Raw genomic sequence first — 23,709 nt, forward strand, 5'->3', positions numbered from 1 at the left:
TGAACAACAGGAAATTCGTGGTCGGAGAGAAAGTAGTGTCATAAGTCTCCCCCCGTGTATAATGGGACTAACGATATACAGAGGAGTTTTTCTATGAGTTTTTTGAAACATGAAGAGATTATAAAACGGTGTGAAAAAATAAACCAATTGTATGAAATCGATCCTTCTTTTTTCGATGGGATTGTTGATGATTTATTGGATAGTGAACAGGATACGGAAACTGTGATATTGAGTGGTTTTCAGCGTCTCCTGACGGAAGTAGACAACGAAATCGAGCGGATGGAGGAATTCACTTCCATGAAGCCGAATTGTTTTATGGGGTGTGCTTTTTGCTGCTACTTTCCAATTGTCATCACGAAAATGGAAGCGAAAATGTTGTTTCGTTCCATCGAGAACTTCTCGGGAGATCGAAAAAAAGCGATTTATGCGCATTGGGAAAATTACTATGAAAAACAGCAGGATAAATTGCAAGTAGCCATGGCCATGGATTATGAAGCACCAGAGACGAAGCTGGAATACAAAAAGTTGAATCTGCCTTGTCCGATGCTGGATCCAGAGACTCAATTGTGTATGGCTTATGAAGTGCGGCCGATTCCTTGTCGTACGTATTTGAACTATAGTGATCCGCAGGTTTGTGCCGATCAGCATATGCCAAAAGAACCGTTCAGCTATGAATTTCTTTATCAATTTTATTTCGGAAGTATCAATGAGTTAATACAGGCGCTTTATGAAAATGGAGAGGATGTTTTTGTTGATTACCCGATGGATGCGTGGAGTTATGATTACCTTCCAGCCTGGATCAAGCAGTGGAAAGAGGGGACCTTAGGTGAAGTATAAACTCTTATCTTTGAATGTCGGCCGTCCGGAAACTTATGAAACAGATAAAGGCGAGTTGAACAGTGCCTATCGGAAAACCCCTGTCAAAGGTCCTGTTCATTTAACTTACTTGAACTTTGAAGGGGATGAACAAGCAGATAAAAAGAATCATGGCGGTCGTGATAAAGCCGTCTGTCTCTATCCAGCCCAGCACTATAGGCACTGGGAAGATCAATACAGCCAAGAATTTAGTTTTCCTTCTTTTGGGGAAAATTTGACTGTGGAAGGGATTGATGAACGGGATGTCCGTATTGGGGATGTTTTTCAGCTCGGAGACGCAGTCCTGCAAGTGTCTGAGCCGAGGAAACCATGCTATATCATAGCCCGCACTCATGGAATCGATGACTTTCCAGCTCGTGTCATGGAAAAAGGGTTCTCAGGATTTTATTTGAGGGTGTTACGGGAGGGAAGAGTGTCCCCGGGGGATTACATGACTTTGATTGAGTCCCACCCCGATGGAGTGACGGTGGATGATGTCAATGAAGTGCGCTACCACGATCGAGATAATACCGCTAAAATTAGACGGATTGTAGCTGTTGAACCACTAGCCGATGGTTTGAAACAAACACTGAACAAGCGTCTACAAAAGTGAGGGGGGAATAGGTCATGAATCCTTTTTCAGAACGGGCCTTAATATTAGCTTTAAAAAATGTGGAGGATGGCGGCCACCCGTTCGGAGCTGTCCTTGTCTGTGACGGAGAAATTATCGCTGAGGGTGTGAATGAACTGCATCTACGACCAGATGTCAGTGCTCATGCTGAATTGGTAGCGATCAAGAAAGCTCAACAAGCACGGGGGTCGATTGATTTGAGTGATTGTACGATGTATGCAAGTGGGGAACCTTGTGCGATGTGTCTCACAGCCATGTATTTTTCTAATCTGAAAAAAGTCATATACTCCCAGTCCGTCGAAGATGCAAGTCGTGTTGGACTTACCCTTTCAGAGAAAGTTTATCAAGACCTTGAAAAACCGAAGGACCAACGTGAAATCAAGATGATCCATGAACCAATCGAAAATAAAGAGTTAGATGCAATGAAAGCCTATGGGACGAAGAAAGGATAGGAGGCAGAAAGATGGATTATGGACATTTGATTGAAGAAAAGATTAAACAATCCATGAAAAAAGGGGATTTCGACAACTTGCCGGGGAAAGGAAAACCGCTGCCCAAAGACGAATTCGCTCATCTGCCTCCAGAACTTAGAAACAGTTACCGGATTTTGAAGAATGCCAACATGCTGCCTGAAGAAATGATTCTAAAAAAAGAGATGGTAGAGATTGAAGATCTCCTAACAGAAATTGCAGATCCTCAGTTATCCGCTCACTATAAAAAAGAATGGAAAGAGAAGAAACTGCGCTTTGACATGATGATGGAAAAGAGGAAGTTGAACCAGTCAGGGGCATTTAAACAATATCAAAGCAAGATTGACCGGCGTTTCGGATTTTGAATTCGGCCGGGGTTTTTACTTTTAGCATTGGCTCACGGTGTAACAAAAGGAGGCGATGATATGTGCGGAAGATACACTCTATTAGCAGAAGAAGCGGAAATATTGAGAGAGTACGGAATAGAAAGACCAATTGACGGCTATGAACCACGTTACAACATCGCACCGGGGCAAAAGGTACTGGTGGTCATCCATGATGGAAAGCAAAAGCGTGCAGGTTATATGAAATGGGGGCTTGTCCCATCGTGGGCCAAAGATCCTAAAATTGGCTATAAAATGATTAACGCCAGAAGTGAAACAGCTCATGAAAAACCCAGCTACAAAAGGCTGATGAGTCAAAAGCGCTGCTTGATTGTAGCGGATAGTTTTTATGAATGGCAGAAAACTGAATCAGGAAAACAACCCGTTAGAATTCAACCGGAAAACCGTTCCCTTTTTGCTTTTGCCGGATTGTGGGATCAGTGGGAAGGGGAGGAAGAGTCTCTTTACACCTGCACGATTCTCACTCAGGATGCGAATGAGTTCATGGCTCCGATCCACAACCGGATGCCTGTCATACTGCCGAAAGGAAAGCAGGATCAGTGGATTGAACCAGTGAAATGGTCACCGTCAGATGCCAAAGGCTTTGTTGAACAACTGACCATGAACGACCTCCGTGCCTATGAAGTTAGCGACTATGTGAACTCCGCAAAAAACGAAGGCCCAGACTGCATCACCCCCTTAGCGTGACCATACCTTTATTAAATAATCTGGCAGGATTGTTTAAGACTCAGTTTCGAGACTTTTGTAGAGTGGATGGGGCTGCGGGGAATGACTCGCTTTCCGCGGGGCCCCACACGAAGTGGGGTCGTTCGATGTTGGCACAGGACGTGCCGAACTTAATCGAACTTCCTCTATTCTTTTGAGCCTCCCCGGCTCCGTCCTGCGGGGTCTCACCAAGCACTTTTTTCCTCTTCTATATCCGGTTTCGGCGCCTAGCGGCTAGTGAGACTTCCCTCGCTTCTGTACGATAAGTCAACATCGAATCACTCCGTTCTTCGTGTTTCCTTTATCTCCGCCAGCTCAGTCCAGTCCATACGCCGCTGATCGAGGCGCCTGCACACTTAAAGTAGGAGTCTCCCCATTCCCCTCCGCCCCTTTGCCATGGAAGATTCTCGAAACCACTTCTGGAAAAATCAGCTTGTATGATTGAGGGAAGTGGATAATATCCCCCCCTCCACAGCAGTCATTCACAACGTAAAAGCTTGATACAGATCGCTTTATTCCTGATTAGGAGGGAAGAGTGGGAGAAACTCCTCCTTCTCGGTATAGGGGTTCGTTTCTCCAACCACCCCTGACTCCAAATACGGCAAACGAACCCCGGTTATCTCGAAACTGAGTCTTCCACAATCGGGAGTATTTCTGAAGTTGGGCATCAAAAAAAAGAGCTTACAGCACAATTTGTGGCTGTAAGCTCTTTTTGAATGGTTGATTAGATTCTAAGGTTAACCGGCTTGGCGTTGTTCGCGTTCTTGTTGTTTTTCTTTCTTGGCGACTTTCAGGAACTTGTTCGTTTCGGCCGCTACGACCCCGGATAGGAGTAATAGTCCGATCAAGTTCGGGAAGGCCATTAAGCCATTCATGACATCAGCGAAAACCCATACTGTGCTCAGTTGGGATACGGCTCCTACAAGGACGAATGCTACGAATACTATCTTGTAAACACCGATGAATCGTTGTTTCGTCAAGTAACCGAAGCATTTTTCTCCATAGTAGGACCAACCGACAATGGTAGAGAAGGCAAAGAAGACTAAGCCTATGGTTACAATATACGCCCCTACATCACCAAGGAAAATTTGGAATGAAGTAGAAGTTAAGTCGGCGCCGTCCAGCCCGCCTTGATATTGACCTGCCATGACGATCGTTAACCCTGTCATTGTACAAACGATAATAGTATCAATGAATACTTGGGTCATGGATACAAGAGCCTGTCGTCCTGCATAGTCGGTGCGGGCTGCAGCCGCAGCGATCGGCGCAGAACCGAGACCTGCTTCATTTGAGAATACCCCGCGTGCGACACCATAACGAATGACTGTTCCGAGTAAACCGCCTCCAAGGGCACTTGCGGTAAACGCATCATTGAAGATGGTACCAAATGCCGGGATGACCATGTTGTAATTGAGTATAAGTATAATTAATGCACCAATGACATAGAAAATAGCCATGATTGGAACAAAGAAAGCCGTGACTTTCCCGATACTTTTAATCCCTCCAAGCAATACTAAACCTGCCAAAAGGGTCAACAGAACTCCCGTTACCCATGGAGAAACATTGAACGTGCCTTCCATGACATCAGAAACAGAGTTGGACTGTACCATGTTCCCAATTCCGAATGCAGCGACCGCACCGAAGATTGCGAATAAGAAACCGAGAGGCCGCCCAAGCCACTTCGTTTTCAAACCGCGGGACAAATAATACATCGGTCCGCCGGACATTTCACCGTTTTTTCCTTCAATTCTGTATTTAACGGCTAGGACAGCTTCGGCATATTTCGTCGCCATACCAAAAACTGCTGTTACCCACATCCAGAAAACGGCGCCTGGCCCCCCTAGGACAACGGCCGTTGCAACACCAGCAATGTTTCCTGTTCCGATGGTTGCCGCAAGAGCTGTGGTGAGCGCCTGGTAATGAGAAATATCCCCCTTTTCATTCTTTTTCTTCTCTTTGCTTGGTTTGAAAGCAAGCTTTAGAGCGTAGGGGAGCGTTTTGAACTGAAGAAACCCCAGACGGAGTGTTAAATAAACCCCTGTTCCGACTAATAAAACTAAGAGGAACGGTCCCCAGACGATTCCACTTAATTCACTTAAAAAACTGTGTAGTGCACTACCTTCACCCATCATCTTCCCCCTATCCATATAGTTAGTATTCGTCCATATATTAAATATTCCGAAAATTAGGAACAAATGTCAAGGTCATTTCAGTACAAAAATGAAAAAGAACGGTTGATTTCGACATAAAAAGGGAAGATATTTGGGTGAACTGTTTTATATGGGCAGGAATTTCGACGCTTTCATAGAAAATAAACAGATGAGAAATACTACATTGGAGGAACATAATTATGATTCGTGTATTATTTGTCTGCCTCGGTAACATTTGCCGTTCTCCTATGGCAGAAGCAATCTTTAAAGATCTGGTGAAAAAAGAAGGATTGGATGAAAAAATAACCGTCGATTCTGCAGGGATTGGCCATTGGCATATTGGTGCTGAACCTCATGAAGGGACTCGGGCCATCCTTGATGATAAAAGCATCTCTTATGAGGGGATGAGTGCAAGGCAAGTGAAGGAATCCGACTGGGATGAATTTGATTACTTGATTGCGATGGATAATAAAAACATCCAGGACTTGAATGGAATTCGAGAAAAAAATGATGTAGTTGTCGCTAAACTTCTCGACTTCGTTCCTCATTCGAAGGAAAGTGAAGTGCCTGACCCATATTTCACAGGAAATTTTGAATATGTGTATGACCTCGTCCATGAGGGATGTTTTAAACTTTTAGAGAAAATAAAAAACGATCATAATCTTTGAGGAGGATGTTTATGGGACAGAGTAAACTTTGGAAAGGTGTTCTTATAGGAGCTTTGGTTGGAGGAATAACTGCTCTTATGGATAAAGAAACGAGACAGTATGTAGGAGAGAAATCACGAGCTACAGGTTCCAAGTGTCAAAGTTATGTGAAGCAGCCTTCAGAAGCAATCCACAGGATCAGAGTGAATTATGAGGCATTTTCTTCCCAGGTAAATAAAGGAGTGGAAGATCTTCTGGAATTATTGGATAAGGCGGAGAGTATGCTGAATAAAGTAGGGGAAATTAATCAAGAAGTGAAAGAGCAGCTGAGAGCTGTAGACGATTCAAAAGAAGCTTCTTGATCACAAGAGGTGAGGGAATATCGTGAAGACCATCAAGAATTTTGGCAAAGAGCTGTTTACTCGCTTCGGTGAAGATGATGTCGGAGGAATGGCAGCTCAATTGTCGTATTTTTTTCTACTATCTTTGTTTCCTTTTATGATATTCCTGCTTACACTGCTCGGATATTTACATATTGACGAAGAACGAGTGCTTGCTTTCGTCAGTACCTATGCGCCGCCTGAAACGTTTGATTTGATTACGGAAAATGTTTCGTCCTTATTAAGCAGTGAAAATGGAAGTTTGCTATCCATCGGTTTACTAGGCACCCTTTGGGCTGCATCTAATGGGGTCAATGCCATTATGCGAGCATTCAACCGTGCTCATAACGTCAGTGAGAATCGTTCATTTCTTGTATCACGCATCATCGCGATTGTCCTGACAGTGGCAATGGTTTTCGTTATCGGAATTGCTTTTCTGCTGCCTGTTCTCGGTCATACGATCGGCGTCCAACTGTTTTCTGTCTTTGGACTTTCTGAAAACTTTTTGACGTTATGGAATGGGATGAGGTGGGTGATTTCATCCATCATCTTTTACATCGTATTATCTTTTTTGTACGTTATGGCACCAAATAAACGGTTAAAATACCGTGATACCGTCCCAGGGGCGGTGTTTGCCACATTCGGCTGGCAGTTAGTTTCCTTGTTGTTTTCTTTTTATGTGAGTAGTCTTGGGAATTTCTCTGCGACATATGGGAGTTTAGGTACAGTGATTGTGCTGATGATTTGGTTATACCTTTCAGGAGTCGTCATTATTCTGGGAGGGGAAATCAATGCTATGAGTCATCATCGCAGAACGAAAGAGACATGGGGGTAGAACAGATAAAGAAAGGCGGGACCGTGTAAGGTTCCGCCTTTCTTCTTTATTTCAATAGTCTGAGCCCATTCAATATCACAAGAATCGTACTCCCTTCGTGTCCGATAACACCTAAAGGAAGATCAAGAATTTGTAAAAAATTGCTCACAATCAAAAGCATGATCACGATAATGGAAAAAATAATGTTCTGTTTGATGATTTTGTTCATTTTCTGGGAAACTTGAATCGCTTCACCAATCCTCGGGAGGTCATTTTTCATTAAGACCACATCGGCAGTTTCTAACGCGACATCTGTACCTTCGCCCATCGCGACACCGACATCAGCTTCTGCAAGCGCCGGCGCATCATTGATTCCATCCCCGACCATAGCGACATGAGAGAAATGGTCTTTTAAGGTTTTGATTTCCTGGAGTTTTTGGTCAGGCATACACTCAGCGATATAGTTATCCATTCCCACTTCTTCAGCAATGGCTTTTGCTGTGCGATTATTGTCACCTGTCAACATAATGGTGTAAATACCATGCGCTCTTAAGGTTGAAATTGCTGCCTTTGCTTCTTTTCGGACCGTATCTTTCAGGGCGAAGAGTGCGACGATTTTTTCATTTTCTGAAACGAAAATTACGGTCTTCCCTTCTGATGCCAGGACTTCTGCGTAGTTATCTTTATAAGCCGTTGCTGCTTCTTTTCCGACGAAATCGGCTTTTCCGACTTTCCACTCCTTGTTCTTATAATGCCCACTTACCCCCATGCCGCTGTGATCTTTTACGTTTTCGATCGAAGAAAAAACACAGTCATTTTTTTTCGCATAACTTACAATCGCTTGGGCGAGAGGGTGATTGGATTCATTCTCAATGGAAGAAACGATAGAAAGAATGGAACGTTCCCTGCCATTTTCTAATGGAAGGAAATCAGTGACCTCCGGCTCTCCTTTCGTGAGCGTGCCTGTTTTATCAAAGGCGATTGCTTTTAGATGAGAAAGGTGTTCGAGGTGGACGCCACCCTTAAACAAGATCCCATGGCGTGCGCCTTTAGATATGGCTGATAACGTTGCAGGCATAATGGAAGCGACAAGAGCACATGGAGATGCTACAACAAGTAGAATCATCGCCCGGTAAATGGTCTCCATCCACGTCCACCCAAATAGAAAGTGAGGGAGGAATAACATCAGGCCTACGACGGCTAATACGATTTTTACATACGTACTTTCGAACCTCTCAATAAACAATTGTGAGGGGGATTTCTCACTTTGAGCGTTTTGAACCATGGCAATGATTTTATGAAAAAGCGTTTCATTCGATGGTTTGGTGACCGAGACCACAAGACTACCGTCAATATTCATCGTCCCCGCGAAAACTTCTCCTGTTTCTCCTTTGCTTACAGGAAGGGATTCTCCTGTTATGGCACTTTCGTTTAAACTGGAGCTCCCCTTCACAATAGTTCCATCTGCAGGGACACGTTCTCCAGGTTTAATTAATATTTGATCGCTGATTTGAAGTGTTTTTACAGGTACCCATTCATACCCGGCATTTGTAATGAGGAAGGCTTCTTCCGGCTGCAAATGCATCAATGAAGAGATCTCTTTATGGCTTTTGTTCATCGTGTACGTTTCCAGAGCTCCGCTTAGAGCAAAGATGAAGATGAGGATGGCCCCTTCTGTCCAGTATCCAATCGAAGCAGAGCCTATAGCGGCTAGGATCATGAGCAATTCTACATTGAGTGATTTTTCTTTTACCGTTTCTTCTAATCCTTCTTTCGCTTTAGCAAATCCACCAATAAGGAAGGCCGTCACATATAAACTGACATAAAAAGAAGGCGCCCAATGGTGTTCACCATACCACGCTAGTAAGATAAGTAATCCACTGCTTATGGCTGCGATCAATTCAGCGTGTTCCTTAAGAGATGAAGACGATGGTAATTTCCACCACTTCAAGGAAGGGAAGGTTCGTGATTGATTCATACAATTTTCAACTCCTTTTGTTAATTGAGAATCAAAGTCAATTAATATGGGGAACAAGAGTGTTTATTTATAATAATTTTAATTTAATACATATTATTATCATATCATGAAAGGGTGATAATACAAGTGTAAATAATGGAATGGGTAAAAAAGAATCAAGGCAGTTGATATTACAGGTGTCAAGTTGCTATATTAGACAGGTGCAATAAACATATGGAAGGTGGAAATAACGAATGCGCAAAGGTCTTTTATTCATACTTATGCTTATGCTTGCCGGATTCCTCGCTGCTTGTGGTTCAAGTGATGAAGGAGAAAGCAGTTCAGATAGCAATGGAAGCGAAGAGGCTTCCGATAGCAAATGGAGTGAAATCCAAGAAAAAGGGGAGATTGTCGTCGGAACTTCCGGGACGCTTTTCCCAGCTTCTTATTATCCAGAAGACTCTGATGAGATGACTGGATATGACGTAGAAATTATGAGAGAAATAGCGGACCGTCTTGGTCTTGAATTAAAATTTGAAGAATATGGAGTAGACGGACTGCTTTCTGCCATCAACAGTGGCCGTATTGATGCAGTGATTAACGACATGGAAGTGACGAAAGCTCGTCAAGAACAGTTTACGTTTAGTGAACCATATAAATATTCTTATTCCACAATGATTGTCCGTGAGTCTGACTTATCCGGAATTGAGAAATTGGAAGACCTCGAAGGAAAAACACATGGCGGTGGAGCGACTACCGTCTTCTCCCAAATTGCTGAACACTTTGGGGCAGAGACGAAAACTTATGGTAATGTAACCAATGATGTTTATTTACGCGATGTTGAAGGCGGGAGAACAGATTTCATTATCAATGATTACTACTTGCAGTCCCTTGCATTAAAAGCACTGCCTAATATTGAAGTTCAACTACATCCAGACTTGAAGTTCCATCCGACGAACTCAGCCATTGTTATGCCGAATGATGCATCCAAAATGAAAGAGGAAATCGACGCTGTTCTCCAAGAGATGCGAGAAGATGGAACCCTTACGAAGCTTTCTGAAGAGTTCTTCGGTGGCAAGGATGCTTCTAAAAAACCAGAAGCGGACATCCGTGAAATCGAAGGTCTAGAACTGTAAGGAGATCCTTATGTTAGGTATTGAAATAAACGAAATTCAAATCGAAAAGTTATTTAACGCGGAGCGTGCCTGGGCGAACCTTCCTTTTATTCTTGAAGGTGTGCCTTTGACTTTGCTGGTCGCTTTAAGTGGCATGTTGGTAGGACTCGTTCTAGGCTTCTTTTTAGCACTTGCGAGAGGATCGGATCGTGTCTGGCTTAGATGGCCGGCTCGGTTTTATATTTCATTTATGCGGGGTACGCCGATCCTTGTGTATTTATTCGTTTTGTATTTCGGTCTTCCTGTTGTAGGAATAAAAATGCCGGCAACCGTAGCTGCGATTATCGGGTTCGGAACAAACAGTGCAGCCTATATTGCAGAAATCAATCGAGCTTCTCTGAACAGTGTTCCGAATGGTCAATGGGAATCATCCCGCGCGCTGGGATTTACGTATTGGCAGGCGATAAGAAGAATCATCATGCCACAGGCAACTCGAATCGCCATCCCGCCGCTTGGGAATGTCTTTCTTGATTTACTGAAAGCTACATCACTTGCTGCCATGATCTCAGTACCTGAGATTTTGAACAAAGCACAAATTGCAGCAGGACGAACGGTCGATTCGATGACGATGTATATTACAGCAGCCCTCGTGTATTGGCCGCTTACCATGATTTTTTCTGCGCTTCAAGATTACTTGGAGAAGCGTCACAACCGATATCTATAAACGATGAAGCCAGAGCCGTATAGTCAGCTCTGGCTTTTTTCTATTTTACTAATATTTCGCATCACTCCAACGTGAACATGTACCGGGTGCGAAATGTAAGTAAGCTCATACCTGGTACCAAGATGATCGATGAATGTACCAGGTACACATAGTTGAAAGTTCGTACCGGGTACAGAACTAAAAGGATTGAAAAATAGCCTTGATTCGAAAGAGTTCATCCTTTATGATGGACCTTGTGTGTTTAAATCGTAATGATTATCAATTAACTTATATCCTGAAAAGGGAATGCTAGAAAACAGACGTTTTTACTTTGACGTACGTATCCATTATAATTTAATTCGTAATGATTATTATTTCGAAAGGGATTGACCATGGAAAATCGAACAATCGTAAAGTTAGAAAATGTATCTTTTAAATATGATAGAGAATGGGTCGTCAAAGACGTAAACCTGGACATCCAATCTGGCCAGTTCCTCGGTCTTGTCGGTCCGAATGGGTCAGGGAAATCCACATTGATTAAACTGATGCTGGGGCTTGTTAAACCGGATCAGGGTTCCATTCACTTATTCGGTCAAACCTTAAAACAATATCAGGATTGGCAGGAGATTGGATTTGTCTCACAGAAAGCCAACAGTTTCAATTCTGGTTTTCCGGCGACGGTGATTGAAGTCGTGAAGACAGGACTTGTCTCCCGAATTGGAGCATTTAAATTTTTCAATAAAAAACATAAAGAAAAAGCCTTAGAAGCTTTGAGAGTTGTAGAGATGGAGGAATACGCCTACTCCAATATCGGAGAGTTATCTGGAGGACAGCAGCAGCGTGTGTTTATTGCAAGGGCCTTAGTAAGTGATCCATCGTTATTAATCCTAGATGAACCGACGGTCGGAGTAGATGCCAAGCACGTAACGGAATTTTATGATTTGCTCGGTAAACTGAATCAAGAGCAGGGGATTACCCTTTTGATGGTCACCCACGATATTGGGACGATCACAGACCATGCGACACACGTCATTTGTATGAATAAAACGGTCCACTTCCACGGAGCTTCAGAGGAGTATAAGGAGTTTAGTGAAGAGGATCTCAATCAGCTTTATGGTCATTCCGTCCAGCAGCTGACCCATAATCACGAGCATCATGAGGTGAACCACAATGATTGATAGTTTTCTGCAATATGAATTTTTACAAAACGCCGCTATAACAGGGATCTTAATTGGGATTGTTGCTCCATTATTAGGAGTGTTCATTGTGGTTAGACGCCTTTCGTTGATTGCGGACGCCTTATCCCACATCACGTTAACAGGGATTGCCGCAAGCCTGCTGCTTGAAAAAAGAGTGACCGCCGTCAATGACTGGAACCCGATTTATATGGGGATGGTCTTTTCCGTGTTCGGAGCGATATTGATTGAGCGGCTTCGAAAAGTGTATAAACACTATGAGGAACTTGCCATTCCTATTATTCTTTCTGGAGGAATCGGCGTTGGTGTTATTCTCATTTCTCTTGCAGATGGTTTTAATACGGATTTATTTAGTTATTTATTCGGAAGTGTAACAGCCGTCAGCCGTGATAGTATGTGGACAGTACTGGTGATTACTTCCATTGTCATTCTTATCGTTATTCTGTTTTATAAGGAACTTTTCGTCCTATCCTTTGATGAGGAGCATGCGTCTGTGTCTGGTGTGAATGGAAGATGGATTCATTTGTTGTTTATCGTCATGGTCGCACTAGTGATTGCATCCTCTATGCAGGTGGTTGGGATTTTACTTGTTTCCGCCTTAATGACCTTACCAGTGGCCTCAGCGATCCGTATTGCAAAAAGCTTCAAGCAAACGATTGGTTTATCGATCGCATTTGGAGAAACCTCTGTTCTGGTAGGTCTCATTTCGTCCTATCATCTCAGTGTACCTCCAGGAGGAACGATTGTAGTGACAGCTATTTTAATTTTGATTATGTCGATTCTTTACAAACGAGTACGAGCTCAACAATGGATAAAGGGTGAAGCATAATGAATGTAGAGACAGCTTTGCAGAAGTTGAAGGAGAAGGGATATAAGAGGACAAAGCAGCGTGAACGCATATTAGAAATTTTTGTAAAACAAGATCAATATATTGCTGCAAAAGAAATTTTAAAAGAGATTCAAAATGATTTCCCGGGTGTCAGTTACGATACGATTTATCGAAATCTCTATATGCTGACAGACGTGGATATTTTAGAAGCTACAGAGCTTGGAGGCGAAAAGCATTTTCGTTTAGGATGTGATACGCATGGCCATCACCATCACTTCATTTGCACTACATGCGGAAAAACGAAGTCGATCGAGTTCTGCCCAATGGATAGTATCAATGAGAACCTCAATGGATATGATGTCGAAAACCACAAGTTCGAAATTTATGGTAAATGTCCACAGTGTCACTGATCTATGCACTGGATGGAGAAGGAACCTGCGTTTTTAACGCGGGTATCTTTTTTGTGTGCGGCAAAAAGTAATGGTTACTGTTTACAAAGTGTAACGGTTACGATATAATCTTTTTGGAAGACGAGGAGGTCGACGAATGAAAAAACTAGCAATCTTATTATCTTTTATACTTACCATTCTAGTGGTTACAGCTTGTGGGAATGAAGAGACATCAACCGAACAGAATAAGGAAACAGCAAATGACGAGAATGGGGAGCTAAATGTTTATACAACGGTTTATCCTTTACAATTTTTTACTGAACAAATAGGTGGAGAGACGGTAAATGTTCAATCCATTCTGCCTCCCGGTTCAGACGCACACACATATGAGCCAACGACCAAGGAAATGGTGAAAATGGCGGAAGCGGATCTTTTCATTTACAATGGTGCCGGTTTAGAAGGTTATGCAAAGAAAATTTCTGAATCTATTCAGCCAGAGGGTGTGGAGATCCTCGAAGCAGCAGGGGATATCGACCTAAAAGAACATGTTCATAACCATGGAGAAGATGCTCAGGAGGGAGAGGATCATGCCCATGAAGAGGACAGCCACGGAGAAGATGAGCAAGCAAATGAAGAAGACGCCCACAAAACAGATGAACTTGCCAATGCAGAAGATAATCATGAAGGCCACGACCATGGAGAAATGGATCCTCACGTTTGGTTGGATCCCGTTCGAGCGGCACAAATGGCAGAAGGAATCAAAAGTCAGTTGATTAAAATGAATCCAGAACAGAAAGAGCTTTATGAAGAAAACCATAAAGAATTACAAGCGAAATTGATGGATTTAGATCAGGAGTTTCATAATCGTGTAGAATCAAAAACTAAAAGCAAAGTCATCGTTTCTCACGCTGCTTATGGTTACTGGGAAGAGGCTTATGGGATTGAGCAGATTGCTGTGTCAGGACTAAGTCCGACAAATGAGCCTTCTCAGAAAGATCTTGAAAATATCGTTCAAGTCGCCGAGTCAAATGACCTCGAGTATGTAGTCTTCGAGCAGAACATCACTCCGAAAGTTTCAGAAGTGATCCAAAAAGAAATTGGGGCAGAGGCGCTTCGTTTCCACAACCTGTCTGTTTTAACGGAAGATAATGTGGATAACGATGAAGATTACTTTACTTTGATGGAACAAAACCTTGATGTACTGACTCAAGCATTATCAGAATAAACAAAAGCTGCGGACATGATGTCCGCAGCTTTTTTTCATACATATTCTTTTAGTGGAAGTTTTAGTTTTTAGGATCAAGAATTGTATCAAGCGTGCTGTGGTTCTGAAGCACTTGGATCTTTTTTGGAAACGGTAGCTGCAAAAACAATGATTAACAGCGTAACAATGACGTAGAAAAACGATAGGTTCGGCCAAAGGTCCAAGAAAAATCCGGACAAGAAAGGTCCTAGAATACTTCCGACACTAAATGCCATTCCGCATAAAATGTTACCCGCAGGAAGAAGGTCCTTTGGCAGCAAGTCTGTCATAAATGAAATGCCTAAAGAGAACAAAGAACCGACGAATAAACCGCCCAGTGCGAAAGTGGCGAAAAGAGCGACCACGGAGTTTTCAAACAGAGCAGCGGCAAGGAAGGCAATGATTCCCCCGGCTACCACGGTCAAGATGACTTTTTTTCTTCCAATCCGATCACTTAAAGCACCTAAAGGAATTTGAGAAAATAAACTTGCAGCAGCAAAACTCGGAATAATCAAGGATAATAAGTTAACATCATGTCCAATCCTCATCCCGTATACAGGGAAGATTCCATGAAGGGTCGCTTCTAGAAATCCATAGGCAAGTGGTGGCAAAAAAGCAACCCAGGCCATACGAATGGCTTTGGCAAACCTTTTGATTGAACTTGTTCCATAGGCTGTGGTATGGTCTTTTTCAGGTGTTTCATTTCTCACCCAGCTCATGAATAACCAGACCATTAAACTTAAGAATGAGGAAATGATGAATGGGACATAGATACCGAAAGACAACAAGTTGGTCATCAACGGTCCAAGTGTAAAGCCTACACTAAAAAACAAGCCGTAATAAGCGATGCTTCGACCACGGTTGTGTTTTTCAGCTGTGGCTGTGATCCACGTTTGAGTTCCAAAGTGAAGAATTTGGTCACCAATCCCAATGGTGACTCTTAAAATGAACCAGAACCATAGCGCCTGCCAGAAGGGAAATAAGGCAAGAGACACTATAACCAGGGCCCCTCCAGCCATAATCATTGGTTTATAACCGACTCGTTGAAGCGGTCTTTCCATGAATGGAGAGGAAAGTAAAATTCCTATATAAAGCCCAGTTGCATGCAATCCATTGATAGAAGAAGAAATGCCGTTCTGTTCAAGGATGACAGCGATCAATGGAAGGAGCATCCCCTGGGAAAATCCTGAAATGGTCACGAGACCTATTAAAATCCAGAATCGTGTTTGTTTGGATACCATAAACTGACTGCCCCCTTTTTCATACTTCCTTATCGTATAAGAAATCGATAGGAGGGGACAAGTTTTTCTTTCTCATAAGAAGGTTATTTCCTTACTGAAAACGGTTATTATAAAACTAAAGGCGCAGCATATTGTCAAAGGAGTGAATGAATCATGGACTTTTATTTAAAAGAAAACGGTGTACGCACGTCATTTGAGTACGGCCAAATGAATATTTCTGGTGATGAGACGTTTGGTTTCCGCCCTTATCAGCTTATGGTTGCTTCCATTGCAGGTTGCAGCATCGGAGTTTTTAGAAAGATCCTGGATAAGCAACGGACGGACTATGAGGATATTAAAGTGACGGCCGAGGTCGAGAGAAATCCTGATGAAGCCAATCGTATCGAAAAAATTTATCTTCATTATGTTATTAAAGGGTATCATTTAAATCAGGATAAGTTGTTGAAGAATCTGGATATTTCACAGAAAAATTGTTCCATGGTTCAATCGGTTCAAAATAGTATAGAAGTAGAAGAAACGCTTGAGTGCATTCAACTAAGCAAGTAAAATGAAAGAGCCTTATCCTGAATTTGGATAAGCGCTCTTTTTTTGTGCTTTATCCTATTGCGCATAAGCTTCTTATTCTTGAAGACTAAGTTTCGAGATGTTTGTTGGAATTTAGGGGCTCCGGGAAACAGTTCGCTTTCCATGGGGCGGGCGGTGAGCCTCCTCAGGCTACGCCTTCCGGGGTCTTACCTGTCCCACACGTCCCATAGGAGTCTCACCGTTTCCCTCCGCCCCTTCATCATATAAGTGTCTCGAAACTGCTCTCAAAATAAGGAGCTTGCGAGCGTAATGGAAGATGGTGAGTCCACTCTTAAAACAGGAGCACTTATATTCTGAAGATTGCTATAGAGCCTTTTTTTACTAGAACGCAGTTATTTTGGAAGATGCTCTTAATGTGTATGTGGGTTTGTTTTTCACACTCATCGAATGGGGGGGAAGCTGCGAGACTCCCGTGGGAGAAGGAGATAGGCGAGATCCCGCAGGACGTAGTCCGAGGAAGCTCGGCGCTCCCGCACAGGAAAGTGTTCAAATGCGGAATCGCCCTGCTTATGACGCGAGTGTCTGGGCGATGGAGCTAGACGAGTTGCTTCCCAACCACCCCTGACATCCATATAGGCAACGAACCCCGCAAACAAACTGAGTCTTCAAGAATACTGTCATATAGTTGAATAAATGTTGATATGCCAAAAATTATGTCTGGCGTTATATAAAGAAAGAGGAGAGAGATGGAATGAGGAATATTTTTATTAAAGCTTTCTTTTATCTGATAGGGTTAATCATCATTTCCCTTGGGATTACACTAACGATCAAATCAGATCTTGGTGCTGGTGCGTGGGATGCTGTGAATGTCGGCCTGTCTGAGACCATCGGTTTTACTGTGGGGAGCTGGGTCATTATTATCGGTGCTATGCTGATTTTTACAAACGCTATCATTGCGAAAGAAAAACCGGATTTATTGGCTGTTATCACTATATTTGTCATTGGACAATTCATTGATTTCTGGATGTTATCGGTTTTTGATACTTTCGGGCTCGCATCATTTTGGATTCAATTGACGGTGCTGGTGGGTGGGATTGCCCTTATTGCCTTTGGAGTTTCTTTATACTTACAACCGAAATTTTCTCTGAACCCCATCGATGGGTTCATGGTTGCTCTACAGAAGAGATTCGGTTTCAGTTTACGAACGGCAAAAACGTTGACGGAAGTCTTTGCGCTTGTGCTTGCTCTAGCACTAGGAGGGCCGATTGGAATCGGTACCGTCATTATTATTGTCTTGATCGGACCATTCATTCAGTTTTTTGATGGGAGGGCGAACCACGTCATGAACAAGATGCTTTCGTGATTCCCTGTGTATAGTCTGGGCCATTTTTCACAAAATATAAAAAAAGAAAGGTGGCCCATGATGTGAAAAGAAAATGGTTAGGACTGATCATATTTATTGGGATCTTCATGTTCATCAGTGCTGGATCTATATCAGCTGAAAATAAGAAGGCAGAAAAAGAAAGTGCTATTCCGAACCATGTACTGAACATATCCAAAGACAATACGTACCCGAATTCGACGGATGATCAAGAGTTGTTGGAAGCGGAAGAAATTACGAAAGAATTGATGGAAGATACGGATATTCGCGTGAAGAACCCGCAATTGATTGAGATGTTGAATGAAACGTCATTGAAACCATCCCCGTTCGCCATTGGTTACAGAGGCGAGATTTTTTTAGGGAGATGGCCGCTTGCTTACGAATCCAAAGAAACAAATATCAATTGGGAATACCAGGAGATCAATACGAATGAATACAGCAACCATGGTGGGAAGCAAACAGAGAAGTTAAGTTATGTCCAGAAAGAGGAAAAGCAGATCAAAGGTGGTTTAACTTCAAGAATCAGTCACAGCGACCAAATGATGAAGCTTATTCTTCTGGAAGCACAAAAGAATACGAAACTTCCACTTTCCTTCAACACCGTCATTGGTAAAGGCACAAAGCAAAACAATACCTATGGTGTACCAACGAACAAAGTAGGAATTCTGCATGCTTATGCACCAGCTGTCAATGAAAAAGGGGAAGTGACCTTTGGTGATGTGTACATTCAGCTTAAAGGTTCGAAAAAAACGTTGAACGTAAAGAACGTCACGCGGCAAGGAATCGGAGCATGGATTCCGATCCAAGATCACGTGAGCTTTTCATTTGAAGTGAAATGATGGTCCTCATGACCGGATGAATTCAATTCGACGCGCTGTTCTGCCATGAAGATGTTGTTTTTAAACAATTCTTCAGCAAGAATGAGGCGCGTTTTTTTTGCTGCCGTCCAGTAGACTAAGTCATTGACCATACCAACAACTGTGTATTCATATCCGCGGTGTTCATGGTTCAAAGATGACATGCCATACACTTGGAAAGGCTCAAAAGGCTTATCCGTCAAATCTTTCTTCAAGTACTCATGCAATTCCTCATTGAGACGCTCACAAGCTTTTTCTAAGACTTGATACGCTTGTTTCGGATCTTGATGAAAACTTGTCGTTACCTTCTCAATCACGCGCATATATTCAAAGTTATAGTTTTCAATCGTGTTGATCTGACCATTGCTTATGGTGAGTAACTTTCCACTCCATTGGCGTACCTTTAAGAACCGGAGGCCAATGTCCTCAACTGTCCCGTGGAAGGTGTTGTTGACGGAGATGAAGTCACCTTTATGGAGCTGCTTTTCATATAAAAGGAACAGGCCGGCAAAGAAGTCTTTGATCAGACTCTGTGCACCAAAACCTACAATAATACCGATGACTCCGGCTCCGGCAAGTAATTTTTCAATCGAAGTGAATTCATCAAGAACGATAAGAATGAACCCAATGAGTGCCACATAACTGATGATGGAATTGAGCATGGATTCTAGAGTGTTTTCTTTTCTTTCTTCAATGAAGTCCGTTTTCTTGAAGAACGTGTGAATGACTTTACGGAGAATGAGAACAACTACAAAAAGAATAGCTGCAATTAATAACAACCTGATAACGGCGTGTTCTTCCAGGTAAGTATTGAACTCGGCTAATGACATGGATTCGTCCTCCTATATGTTCTATCAAGCATTATAGCATTAGTGGTGGATGGATTTCTTCTTTGTGGACAGGCCGAGTGACATGTACTATGATGGACGTGGCCAAAACGTGAAAGTTTGCAGAAAAGAGGTGCAGAGGAATGTCACAACAAGAACGGATCGAGGATCTGAAAGTGCGCCTGGCGGATTTTATGGGACGTATTGAAAAGTTAGACCCGGAAGAAACTTCTGTTGAAGATATCGATCGTCTTATTTCCATGTTGGAAGATCTTGAAAAGAACATGGAATAAACGGTTATCGTCAGAATTGACTCTCAATTTTTTTGAGGGTTGATTTTTTTACGTTCGTGCTTTATCATGATAAATCGTTAATGCATGAAAAGAATGAGAGGAGAATGTTTTATGGCATGGGCAGTTGTTGTCTCTGTCCTCGTAATGACAATCTTAAGCTTGTTACGTGTGAATGTCATTATCGCCATTCTTGCCGCTGGACTGACTGCAGGACTCATGAATGGTGAGACCTTAGTGAGTTCATTAGAACTGCTTGTCGGCGGTATGGGCGAACAGGCGAGCGTGGCGCTTAGTTATATATTGTTAGGAGCATTTGCGGTAGCCATCAGTTATTCAGGGATCACCTCATTGCTGATTGGATATCTGCTTAGAGTTTTGAAGGATAAACGAACGATGATGGTACTTGTCATCGCATTTGTTGCGAGCTTGTCCCAAAATGTTATCCCTGTACACATTGCTTTTATTCCTATCTTAATTCCACCATTACTGAAGTTGTTTGATGAAATGAAATTGGACCGCCGGGCAGTAGCGGCAGCGTTGACCTTCGGTTTGAAAGCACCCTATGTCATGTTGCCGGTTGGTTTTGGATACATCTTCCATGAAACGATTCAATCTTCTATGAGCAGCAGTGGAATCGATCTTGGCATTGGTTCGATCGCCCAATCTTTGATTATTCCTGGTTCAGGTATGATTGTCGGTCTATTCATTGCTATTTTTGTTACGTATCGGAAAAAACGTGATTTGCCAGATGTGGCTACAGAAGGACAAGGGTTTGAAGTCAAGAAAGTGGAAACGGCTAAATTCAACCTTCAGCATATTTGGACCATTGTCGCGATCGTTGTCACCTTAGTGATTCAAGCGGTATGGCAGAACCTTATTTTAGCTGCTCTTGCAGGAATTATCCTTATGTTTATCTTCCGTGTAGTCCCTTATCACAAAGGAGACAAAGTAGTGAATGAAGGAATCGGAATGATGGGCTTCATCGCCTTTGTCATGTTAGTGGCTGCAGGTTATGCAAACGTTTTGACAGAAACTGAGTCTGTATCAGCTCTTGTCGAAGTCAGTTCCGAATATCTTGGTGACAATCAGGCATTTATCGCATTCTTATTGTTACTTGTCGGTTTAATCGTCACTATGGGAATAGGATCTTCTTTTGCGACCATTCCGATTTTAGCTGCACTTTTCGTGCCAATTTGTTTGTCAGCAGGGTTTTCACCAATGGCAACTGCTGCTTTAATAGGAACCGCTGGAGCTTTAGGTGATGCTGGTTCTCCTGCATCTGATAGTACACTTGGACCGACTTCCGGTCTGAATGCAGATGGAAAACACAATCACATTTGGGATACTTGTGTTCCGACATTCTTACACTTCAATATTCCACTGTTCATCTTCGGATGGGCGGCGTCCCTATTTTTATAAAAGGCATGTGGGTAATATTCCCACCTGCCTTTTTTTATATTCAGTGTGTGTCCACACATACTAAGAAAAAAGTGAGTGGTACGTATGTGGAAAAAAACATTCGCCGTTTTACTGGTGTTATTCCTTTTGATTTTGCCCAACCAGACATTGGCTGAAGGCTGGGGTTTCAGTAAGAAGAAAGATGGTTCCGTCCCTGATGTGGGTCGATACGGTCCTATGATTGAGAAGTATGATGGTTTTTATGCAGATCCTTCCGGTGACCCGGTTGTTTATTTGACTTTTGATAATGGCTATGAGCAAGGGTACACAGGTCAAGTGCTCGACGTATTGAAGGAAAAAGGTGTACCGGCCACTTTTTTTGTTACCGGTCATTATATTGAAAGTGCACCAGAACTATTAAAGCGGATGGCGAAAGAAGGGCACTTAATTGGGAATCATTCCTGGAGCCATCCTGATTTTACAAAAGTATCGAAAGAGAAAATGAAGCAGGAGTTAGAAAGGGTAGACCAGGCTGTAAAAGAGTTGACGGATCAGGAAGTGATGACTTTCGTCCGTCCACCACGAGGAACCTTTAATGAGAAAACTCTAAAATGGGCAAAAGATTTTGGGTACACTCATGCGTTTTGGTCGCTTGCTTTTGTGGACTGGGAGACAGACAAACAACGGGGCTGGGAATATGCGTATAGAAGCGTCATCGATCAAATTCACCCAGGTGCCGTCATCCTCCTACACACCGTCTCTCAAGATAATGCAGAAGCCTTGTCTCAACTTATTGATGAGCTTAGAAAAAGAGGGTACAGTTTTGGAAGTTTGAATGATCTTATGATCAAACAGATGGTTCCAGCGCCTGTTTGGGGACTCTGAGTCCAAACCACTGCACATTCCGTGCAGTGGTTTTTCATATTCATTTAAGAATTAAATTTGATGTAGATAATAAGTTGTTGAAGAATATGGCAGGATTGTTGAAGACTCAGTTTCAAGATGTTTTCGGGGTTCGTTGCCATGTTGAGCGTCAGGGGTGGCGGGGAAGCAACTCGCTTTCCTGTGGGGGAGCGCCGTGCTTCCTCGGGCTACCGCCCTGCGGGATCTCGCCTGTCTCCTTCTCCCACGGGAGTCTCGCAACTTTCCAACCACCCCATTCTGTAGGTGAGAAACGAACCCACAAACACAGTAGGAGCATCTTCCAAATCAACAGCTTTCTAGTTAAAAAGGGACTGTATAGCAAGCTTCAGAATATAAGTGCTCTTGTTTTAAGAGTGAATTCACCAACTTCTATTACGCTCGAAAGTTGCTTATTTTGGGAGTAGTTTCGAGATACTTATATGGCAAAGGGGCGGAGGGGATGGCGAGACTCCTGCGGGAAAAAAGTGCATGGTGAGACCCCACAGGACACAGTCCGAGGAGGCTCACCGCGCTCCGCGGAAAGCGAGCTATCCCCGCAGCCCCCATCCACTCACCAAAGTCTCGAAACTGAGTTTTCCACAATTGGGAGCATATATGAAATTGAATGAACGCTGAAAAGTTAAAGGAAACATTGAGGGTGGACATATGTATGTGGATGTAGAACAATGTTTGAAAAGGAATGAAGATGGAAATGAGTAAAAGAGGATATTAGGGCATAGTTCCCATTCTTAACAAATAATAAACAAATCGTCCGACAAAAGGGAGGAAAAACAGTTTGTGGAAAGAAAAGTTTAAAGCAAACACTTTTTATGATTTTGATTACACATTGCTTCGATGGGCTTTTGATCCTCTAACCCGGCTAAACCGAGAAGAGCGTTGGGTGGATGTTCCAGTGAAGCTAGGAGGAAATCATCACATTGTCCGTGTCCAGGGACTCGGCACAACCGCTGATCCTTCTTTTGAAGTGTCGAGTGACAGTGAGGAAGATAAAGAAGCGTTGCTCTCCCACATATCTGATTTATTTCAATGGAATATAGATATAGAAAAAGTGCATCACCACTTCTTAGATACAAATTTAAAAACAATGTTTCAAGCACATCCAGGTACACCGATTGTGAAAGATTTTCATCTCTATGATTGTTTGATGAAAGTCATCATCCACCAGCAGTTGAATATGAAATTCGCTTATACGTTGAGTACTCGTTTCGTGGAAACGCTTGGGACAAAAAAGGACGGGGTATGGTTTTACCCAGATCCTGAAACTGTAGCCGATACCCCTTATGAAACGTTGAGAGAATTGCAATTCAGTCAGCGTAAAGCAGAATATGTTATTGATACATCGCGTTTGATTGTGGATGGGAAGCTGCATTTGGAAGCATTGGCGAATGAATCAGATGAGGAGATTATGAAGCAACTGGTTAAGGTTAGAGGGATCGGGCCTTGGACAGCAGAAAACTGGATGATGTTCGGTGTTGGTCGACCGAACCTTTTTCCAAAAGCCGATATTGGTATTCAAAATGCTTTGAAGTTTTATTTTGACTTGGAAACTAAGCCGACATACGAGCAAATGGAGCAGTGGAGTAAAGAATGGGAGCCTTATTTGAGTTATGCTTCCTTAACGCTCTGGAGAAGTATTGAAGGGTGAAAACAAACAAGAAAATAGTCATAAACTTGTCTTCTGTCTCATAATTTGTAGTAAATAGAAAAATAATGGGTGAATTGTTTTGAAAATATTCAAAATTGTTCAGGCTTGCGTTATAATGATAACCGTACTG

Annotated in this window: 25 protein-coding genes; 21 read left to right on the top strand and 4 right to left on the bottom strand. The window is 42.7% G+C overall.

The window, feature by feature from the left end; genetic code table 11:
• Nucleotides 1-93: 93 nt before the first annotated feature.
• From ACJA3J_RS04425 to ACJA3J_RS04445, 5 genes are read left to right on the top strand one after another with little or no spacing between them, the layout of a single operon-like run.
• A complete protein-coding gene (locus tag ACJA3J_RS04425) occupies nucleotides 94-837 on the top strand; it encodes a YkgJ family cysteine cluster protein (RefSeq protein WP_406945648.1) in 744 nt (247 codons plus the stop codon).
• Nucleotides 827-1,468: an MOSC domain-containing protein gene (locus tag ACJA3J_RS04430; RefSeq protein WP_406945649.1), complete on the top strand. Its 642-nt coding sequence runs from the start codon at nucleotides 827-829 to the stop codon at nucleotides 1,466-1,468. The genes ACJA3J_RS04425 and ACJA3J_RS04430 overlap by 11 nt, the downstream gene beginning before the upstream one ends.
• 14 nt (nucleotides 1,469-1,482) lie before the next feature.
• The gene (locus tag ACJA3J_RS04435; protein WP_406945650.1) at nucleotides 1,483-1,938 is read left to right on the top strand and encodes a nucleoside deaminase; all 456 of its coding nucleotides are present in this window, start codon (nucleotides 1,483-1,485) and stop codon (nucleotides 1,936-1,938) included.
• Nucleotides 1,939-1,949: 11 nt separating this feature from the next.
• Complete coding sequence (locus ACJA3J_RS04440) at nucleotides 1,950-2,321, top strand: DUF1992 domain-containing protein (protein ID WP_089651685.1); 372 nt, start codon at nucleotides 1,950-1,952, stop codon at nucleotides 2,319-2,321.
• A gap of 60 nt (nucleotides 2,322-2,381) precedes the next feature.
• Nucleotides 2,382-3,047, top strand: coding sequence for an SOS response-associated peptidase (locus tag ACJA3J_RS04445; protein WP_406945651.1), 666 nt, complete (start codon nucleotides 2,382-2,384; stop codon nucleotides 3,045-3,047).
• A 755-nt stretch (nucleotides 3,048-3,802) separates the two neighbouring features.
• Here the strand turns inward: ACJA3J_RS04445 and ACJA3J_RS04450 are convergent.
• Entirely contained in the window at nucleotides 3,803-5,194 is a 1,392-nt protein-coding gene (locus tag ACJA3J_RS04450) for a sodium:alanine symporter family protein (RefSeq protein ID WP_089651688.1), read from the bottom strand.
• 221 nt (nucleotides 5,195-5,415) lie between these two features.
• On the opposite strand from ACJA3J_RS04450, the gene ACJA3J_RS04455 reads away from it, so the two are divergent.
• Genes ACJA3J_RS04455 through ACJA3J_RS04465 form a run of 3 tightly spaced genes read left to right on the top strand, consistent with a single transcriptional unit; the run spans nucleotide 5,416 to nucleotide 7,077 of the window.
• Complete coding sequence (locus tag ACJA3J_RS04455) at nucleotides 5,416-5,883, top strand: low molecular weight protein-tyrosine-phosphatase (protein ID WP_089651689.1); 468 nt, start codon at nucleotides 5,416-5,418, stop codon at nucleotides 5,881-5,883.
• A gap of 11 nt (nucleotides 5,884-5,894) precedes the next feature.
• Nucleotides 5,895-6,224, top strand: a complete 330-nt coding sequence (locus ACJA3J_RS04460; protein ID WP_089651690.1) for a YtxH domain-containing protein — start codon at nucleotides 5,895-5,897, stop codon at nucleotides 6,222-6,224.
• Nucleotides 6,225-6,246: 22 nt separating this feature from the next.
• Entirely contained in the window at nucleotides 6,247-7,077 is an 831-nt protein-coding gene (locus tag ACJA3J_RS04465; RefSeq protein ID WP_089651691.1) for a YihY/virulence factor BrkB family protein, read from the top strand.
• A gap of 46 nt (nucleotides 7,078-7,123) precedes the next feature.
• On the opposite strand, the gene ACJA3J_RS04470 is transcribed toward ACJA3J_RS04465, so the two are convergent.
• On the bottom strand, nucleotides 7,124-9,034 hold the full coding sequence (locus ACJA3J_RS04470) for a heavy metal translocating P-type ATPase (RefSeq protein WP_406945652.1): 1,911 nt from the start codon (nucleotides 9,032-9,034) through the stop codon (nucleotides 7,124-7,126).
• A gap of 233 nt (nucleotides 9,035-9,267) precedes the next feature.
• Here ACJA3J_RS04470 and ACJA3J_RS04475 point away from each other — a divergent pair, with 233 nt between their 5' ends.
• From ACJA3J_RS04475 to ACJA3J_RS04500, 6 genes are all read left to right on the top strand, one after another.
• Nucleotides 9,268-10,149: a transporter substrate-binding domain-containing protein gene (locus tag ACJA3J_RS04475; protein ID WP_089651693.1), complete on the top strand. Its 882-nt coding sequence runs from the start codon at nucleotides 9,268-9,270 to the stop codon at nucleotides 10,147-10,149.
• 10 nt (nucleotides 10,150-10,159) lie between these two features.
• The gene (locus ACJA3J_RS04480) at nucleotides 10,160-10,852 is read left to right on the top strand and encodes an amino acid ABC transporter permease (protein ID WP_089651694.1); all 693 of its coding nucleotides are present in this window, start codon (nucleotides 10,160-10,162) and stop codon (nucleotides 10,850-10,852) included.
• A gap of 371 nt (nucleotides 10,853-11,223) precedes the next feature.
• Nucleotides 11,224-12,009, top strand: coding sequence for a metal ABC transporter ATP-binding protein (locus ACJA3J_RS04485; RefSeq protein WP_089651695.1), 786 nt, complete (start codon nucleotides 11,224-11,226; stop codon nucleotides 12,007-12,009).
• Entirely contained in the window at nucleotides 12,002-12,856 is an 855-nt protein-coding gene (locus tag ACJA3J_RS04490) for a metal ABC transporter permease (protein ID WP_089651696.1), read from the top strand. The genes ACJA3J_RS04485 and ACJA3J_RS04490 overlap by 8 nt, the downstream gene beginning before the upstream one ends.
• Nucleotides 12,856-13,266, top strand: coding sequence for a Fur family transcriptional regulator (locus ACJA3J_RS04495; protein ID WP_089651697.1), 411 nt, complete (start codon nucleotides 12,856-12,858; stop codon nucleotides 13,264-13,266). The genes ACJA3J_RS04490 and ACJA3J_RS04495 overlap by 1 nt, the downstream gene beginning before the upstream one ends.
• Before the next feature lie 136 nt (nucleotides 13,267-13,402).
• Nucleotides 13,403-14,470 carry a metal ABC transporter solute-binding protein, Zn/Mn family gene (locus tag ACJA3J_RS04500; RefSeq protein ID WP_406945653.1) on the top strand — a complete coding sequence of 356 codons (1,068 nt, stop codon included), beginning with the start codon at nucleotides 13,403-13,405 and terminating at the stop codon, nucleotides 14,468-14,470.
• 86 nt (nucleotides 14,471-14,556) lie between these two features.
• Here ACJA3J_RS04500 and ACJA3J_RS04505 read toward each other — a convergent pair whose 3' ends face one another.
• Complete coding sequence (locus ACJA3J_RS04505) at nucleotides 14,557-15,729, bottom strand: MFS transporter (protein WP_406945654.1); 1,173 nt, start codon at nucleotides 15,727-15,729, stop codon at nucleotides 14,557-14,559.
• Between the two features lie 153 nt (nucleotides 15,730-15,882).
• Here ACJA3J_RS04505 and ACJA3J_RS04510 point away from each other — a divergent pair, with 153 nt between their 5' ends.
• The 3 genes from ACJA3J_RS04510 to ACJA3J_RS04520 all read left to right on the top strand — a co-directional run bounded on the left by ACJA3J_RS04510 (nucleotide 15,883) and on the right by ACJA3J_RS04520 (nucleotide 18,474).
• Nucleotides 15,883-16,275: an OsmC family protein gene (locus ACJA3J_RS04510; protein WP_089651700.1), complete on the top strand. Its 393-nt coding sequence runs from the start codon at nucleotides 15,883-15,885 to the stop codon at nucleotides 16,273-16,275.
• A gap of 730 nt (nucleotides 16,276-17,005) precedes the next feature.
• Nucleotides 17,006-17,617, top strand: a complete 612-nt coding sequence (locus ACJA3J_RS04515; RefSeq protein WP_406945655.1) for a YczE/YyaS/YitT family protein — start codon at nucleotides 17,006-17,008, stop codon at nucleotides 17,615-17,617.
• Nucleotides 17,618-17,679: 62 nt separating this feature from the next.
• Nucleotides 17,680-18,474 carry a YfkD family protein gene (locus tag ACJA3J_RS04520; protein WP_406945656.1) on the top strand — a complete coding sequence of 265 codons (795 nt, stop codon included), beginning with the start codon at nucleotides 17,680-17,682 and terminating at the stop codon, nucleotides 18,472-18,474.
• Here the strand turns inward: ACJA3J_RS04520 and ACJA3J_RS04525 are convergent.
• Nucleotides 18,444-19,322, bottom strand: coding sequence for a mechanosensitive ion channel family protein (locus ACJA3J_RS04525; protein ID WP_406945657.1), 879 nt, complete (start codon nucleotides 19,320-19,322; stop codon nucleotides 18,444-18,446). The two genes, ACJA3J_RS04520 and ACJA3J_RS04525, sit on opposite strands and share 31 nt — an antisense overlap.
• 140 nt (nucleotides 19,323-19,462) lie before the next feature.
• Between ACJA3J_RS04525 and ACJA3J_RS04530 the strand changes: the two genes are divergently transcribed.
• The 4 genes from ACJA3J_RS04530 (at nucleotide 19,463) to ACJA3J_RS04545 (ending at nucleotide 23,579) form a co-directional block, all read left to right on the top strand.
• Entirely contained in the window at nucleotides 19,463-19,612 is a 150-nt protein-coding gene (locus tag ACJA3J_RS04530; protein ID WP_167356021.1) for an SE1561 family protein, read from the top strand.
• A gap of 111 nt (nucleotides 19,613-19,723) precedes the next feature.
• Nucleotides 19,724-21,031 (top strand): Na+/H+ antiporter family protein, encoded by a 1,308-nt coding sequence (locus tag ACJA3J_RS04535; RefSeq protein WP_089651704.1) that lies wholly within the window; start codon nucleotides 19,724-19,726, stop codon nucleotides 21,029-21,031.
• An 84-nt stretch (nucleotides 21,032-21,115) separates the two neighbouring features.
• Entirely contained in the window at nucleotides 21,116-21,895 is a 780-nt protein-coding gene (gene pdaA / locus ACJA3J_RS04540) for a delta-lactam-biosynthetic de-N-acetylase (protein WP_406945658.1), read from the top strand.
• Nucleotides 21,896-22,709: 814 nt separating this feature from the next.
• Nucleotides 22,710-23,579, top strand: coding sequence for a DNA-3-methyladenine glycosylase (locus ACJA3J_RS04545; protein WP_089651706.1), 870 nt, complete (start codon nucleotides 22,710-22,712; stop codon nucleotides 23,577-23,579).
• Nucleotides 23,580-23,709: the final 130 nt, after the last annotated feature.

This window comes from Halobacillus sp. SY10, assembly GCF_045401165.1.
In the GTDB taxonomy this organism is placed as follows: domain Bacteria; phylum Bacillota; class Bacilli; order Bacillales; family Halobacillaceae; genus Halobacillus; species Halobacillus aidingensis.

Bases quoted from the DNA above. Each gene is read 5' to 3' on its own strand.
- ACJA3J_RS04425 (WP_406945648.1), top strand. From the start codon at position 94: ATGAGTTTTTTGAAACATGAAGAGATTATAAAACGGTGTGAAAAAATA.
- ACJA3J_RS04435 (WP_406945650.1), top strand. From the start codon at position 1,483: ATGAATCCTTTTTCAGAACGGGCCTTAATATTAGCTTTAAAAAATGTG.
- ACJA3J_RS04440 (WP_089651685.1), top strand. From the start codon at position 1,950: ATGGATTATGGACATTTGATTGAAGAAAAGATTAAACAATCCATGAAA.
- ACJA3J_RS04445 (WP_406945651.1), top strand. From the start codon at position 2,382: ATGTGCGGAAGATACACTCTATTAGCAGAAGAAGCGGAAATATTGAGA.
- ACJA3J_RS04450 (WP_089651688.1), bottom strand. From the start codon at position 5,194: ATGGGTGAAGGTAGTGCACTACACAGTTTTTTAAGTGAATTAAGTGGA.
- ACJA3J_RS04455 (WP_089651689.1), top strand. From the start codon at position 5,416: ATGATTCGTGTATTATTTGTCTGCCTCGGTAACATTTGCCGTTCTCCT.
- ACJA3J_RS04460 (WP_089651690.1), top strand. From the start codon at position 5,895: ATGGGACAGAGTAAACTTTGGAAAGGTGTTCTTATAGGAGCTTTGGTT.
- ACJA3J_RS04470 (WP_406945652.1), bottom strand. From the start codon at position 9,034: ATGAATCAATCACGAACCTTCCCTTCCTTGAAGTGGTGGAAATTACCA.
- ACJA3J_RS04475 (WP_089651693.1), top strand. From the start codon at position 9,268: ATGCGCAAAGGTCTTTTATTCATACTTATGCTTATGCTTGCCGGATTC.
- ACJA3J_RS04480 (WP_089651694.1), top strand. From the start codon at position 10,160: ATGTTAGGTATTGAAATAAACGAAATTCAAATCGAAAAGTTATTTAAC.
- ACJA3J_RS04485 (WP_089651695.1), top strand. From the start codon at position 11,224: ATGGAAAATCGAACAATCGTAAAGTTAGAAAATGTATCTTTTAAATAT.
- ACJA3J_RS04490 (WP_089651696.1), top strand. From the start codon at position 12,002: ATGATTGATAGTTTTCTGCAATATGAATTTTTACAAAACGCCGCTATA.
- ACJA3J_RS04495 (WP_089651697.1), top strand. From the start codon at position 12,856: ATGAATGTAGAGACAGCTTTGCAGAAGTTGAAGGAGAAGGGATATAAG.
- ACJA3J_RS04500 (WP_406945653.1), top strand. From the start codon at position 13,403: ATGAAAAAACTAGCAATCTTATTATCTTTTATACTTACCATTCTAGTG.
- ACJA3J_RS04505 (WP_406945654.1), bottom strand. From the start codon at position 15,729: ATGGTATCCAAACAAACACGATTCTGGATTTTAATAGGTCTCGTGACC.
- ACJA3J_RS04510 (WP_089651700.1), top strand. From the start codon at position 15,883: ATGGACTTTTATTTAAAAGAAAACGGTGTACGCACGTCATTTGAGTAC.
- ACJA3J_RS04515 (WP_406945655.1), top strand. From the start codon at position 17,006: ATGAGGAATATTTTTATTAAAGCTTTCTTTTATCTGATAGGGTTAATC.
- ACJA3J_RS04525 (WP_406945657.1), bottom strand. From the start codon at position 19,322: ATGTCATTAGCCGAGTTCAATACTTACCTGGAAGAACACGCCGTTATC.
- ACJA3J_RS04530 (WP_167356021.1), top strand. From the start codon at position 19,463: ATGTCACAACAAGAACGGATCGAGGATCTGAAAGTGCGCCTGGCGGAT.
- ACJA3J_RS04535 (WP_089651704.1), top strand. From the start codon at position 19,724: ATGGCATGGGCAGTTGTTGTCTCTGTCCTCGTAATGACAATCTTAAGC.
- pdaA (WP_406945658.1), top strand. From the start codon at position 21,116: ATGTGGAAAAAAACATTCGCCGTTTTACTGGTGTTATTCCTTTTGATT.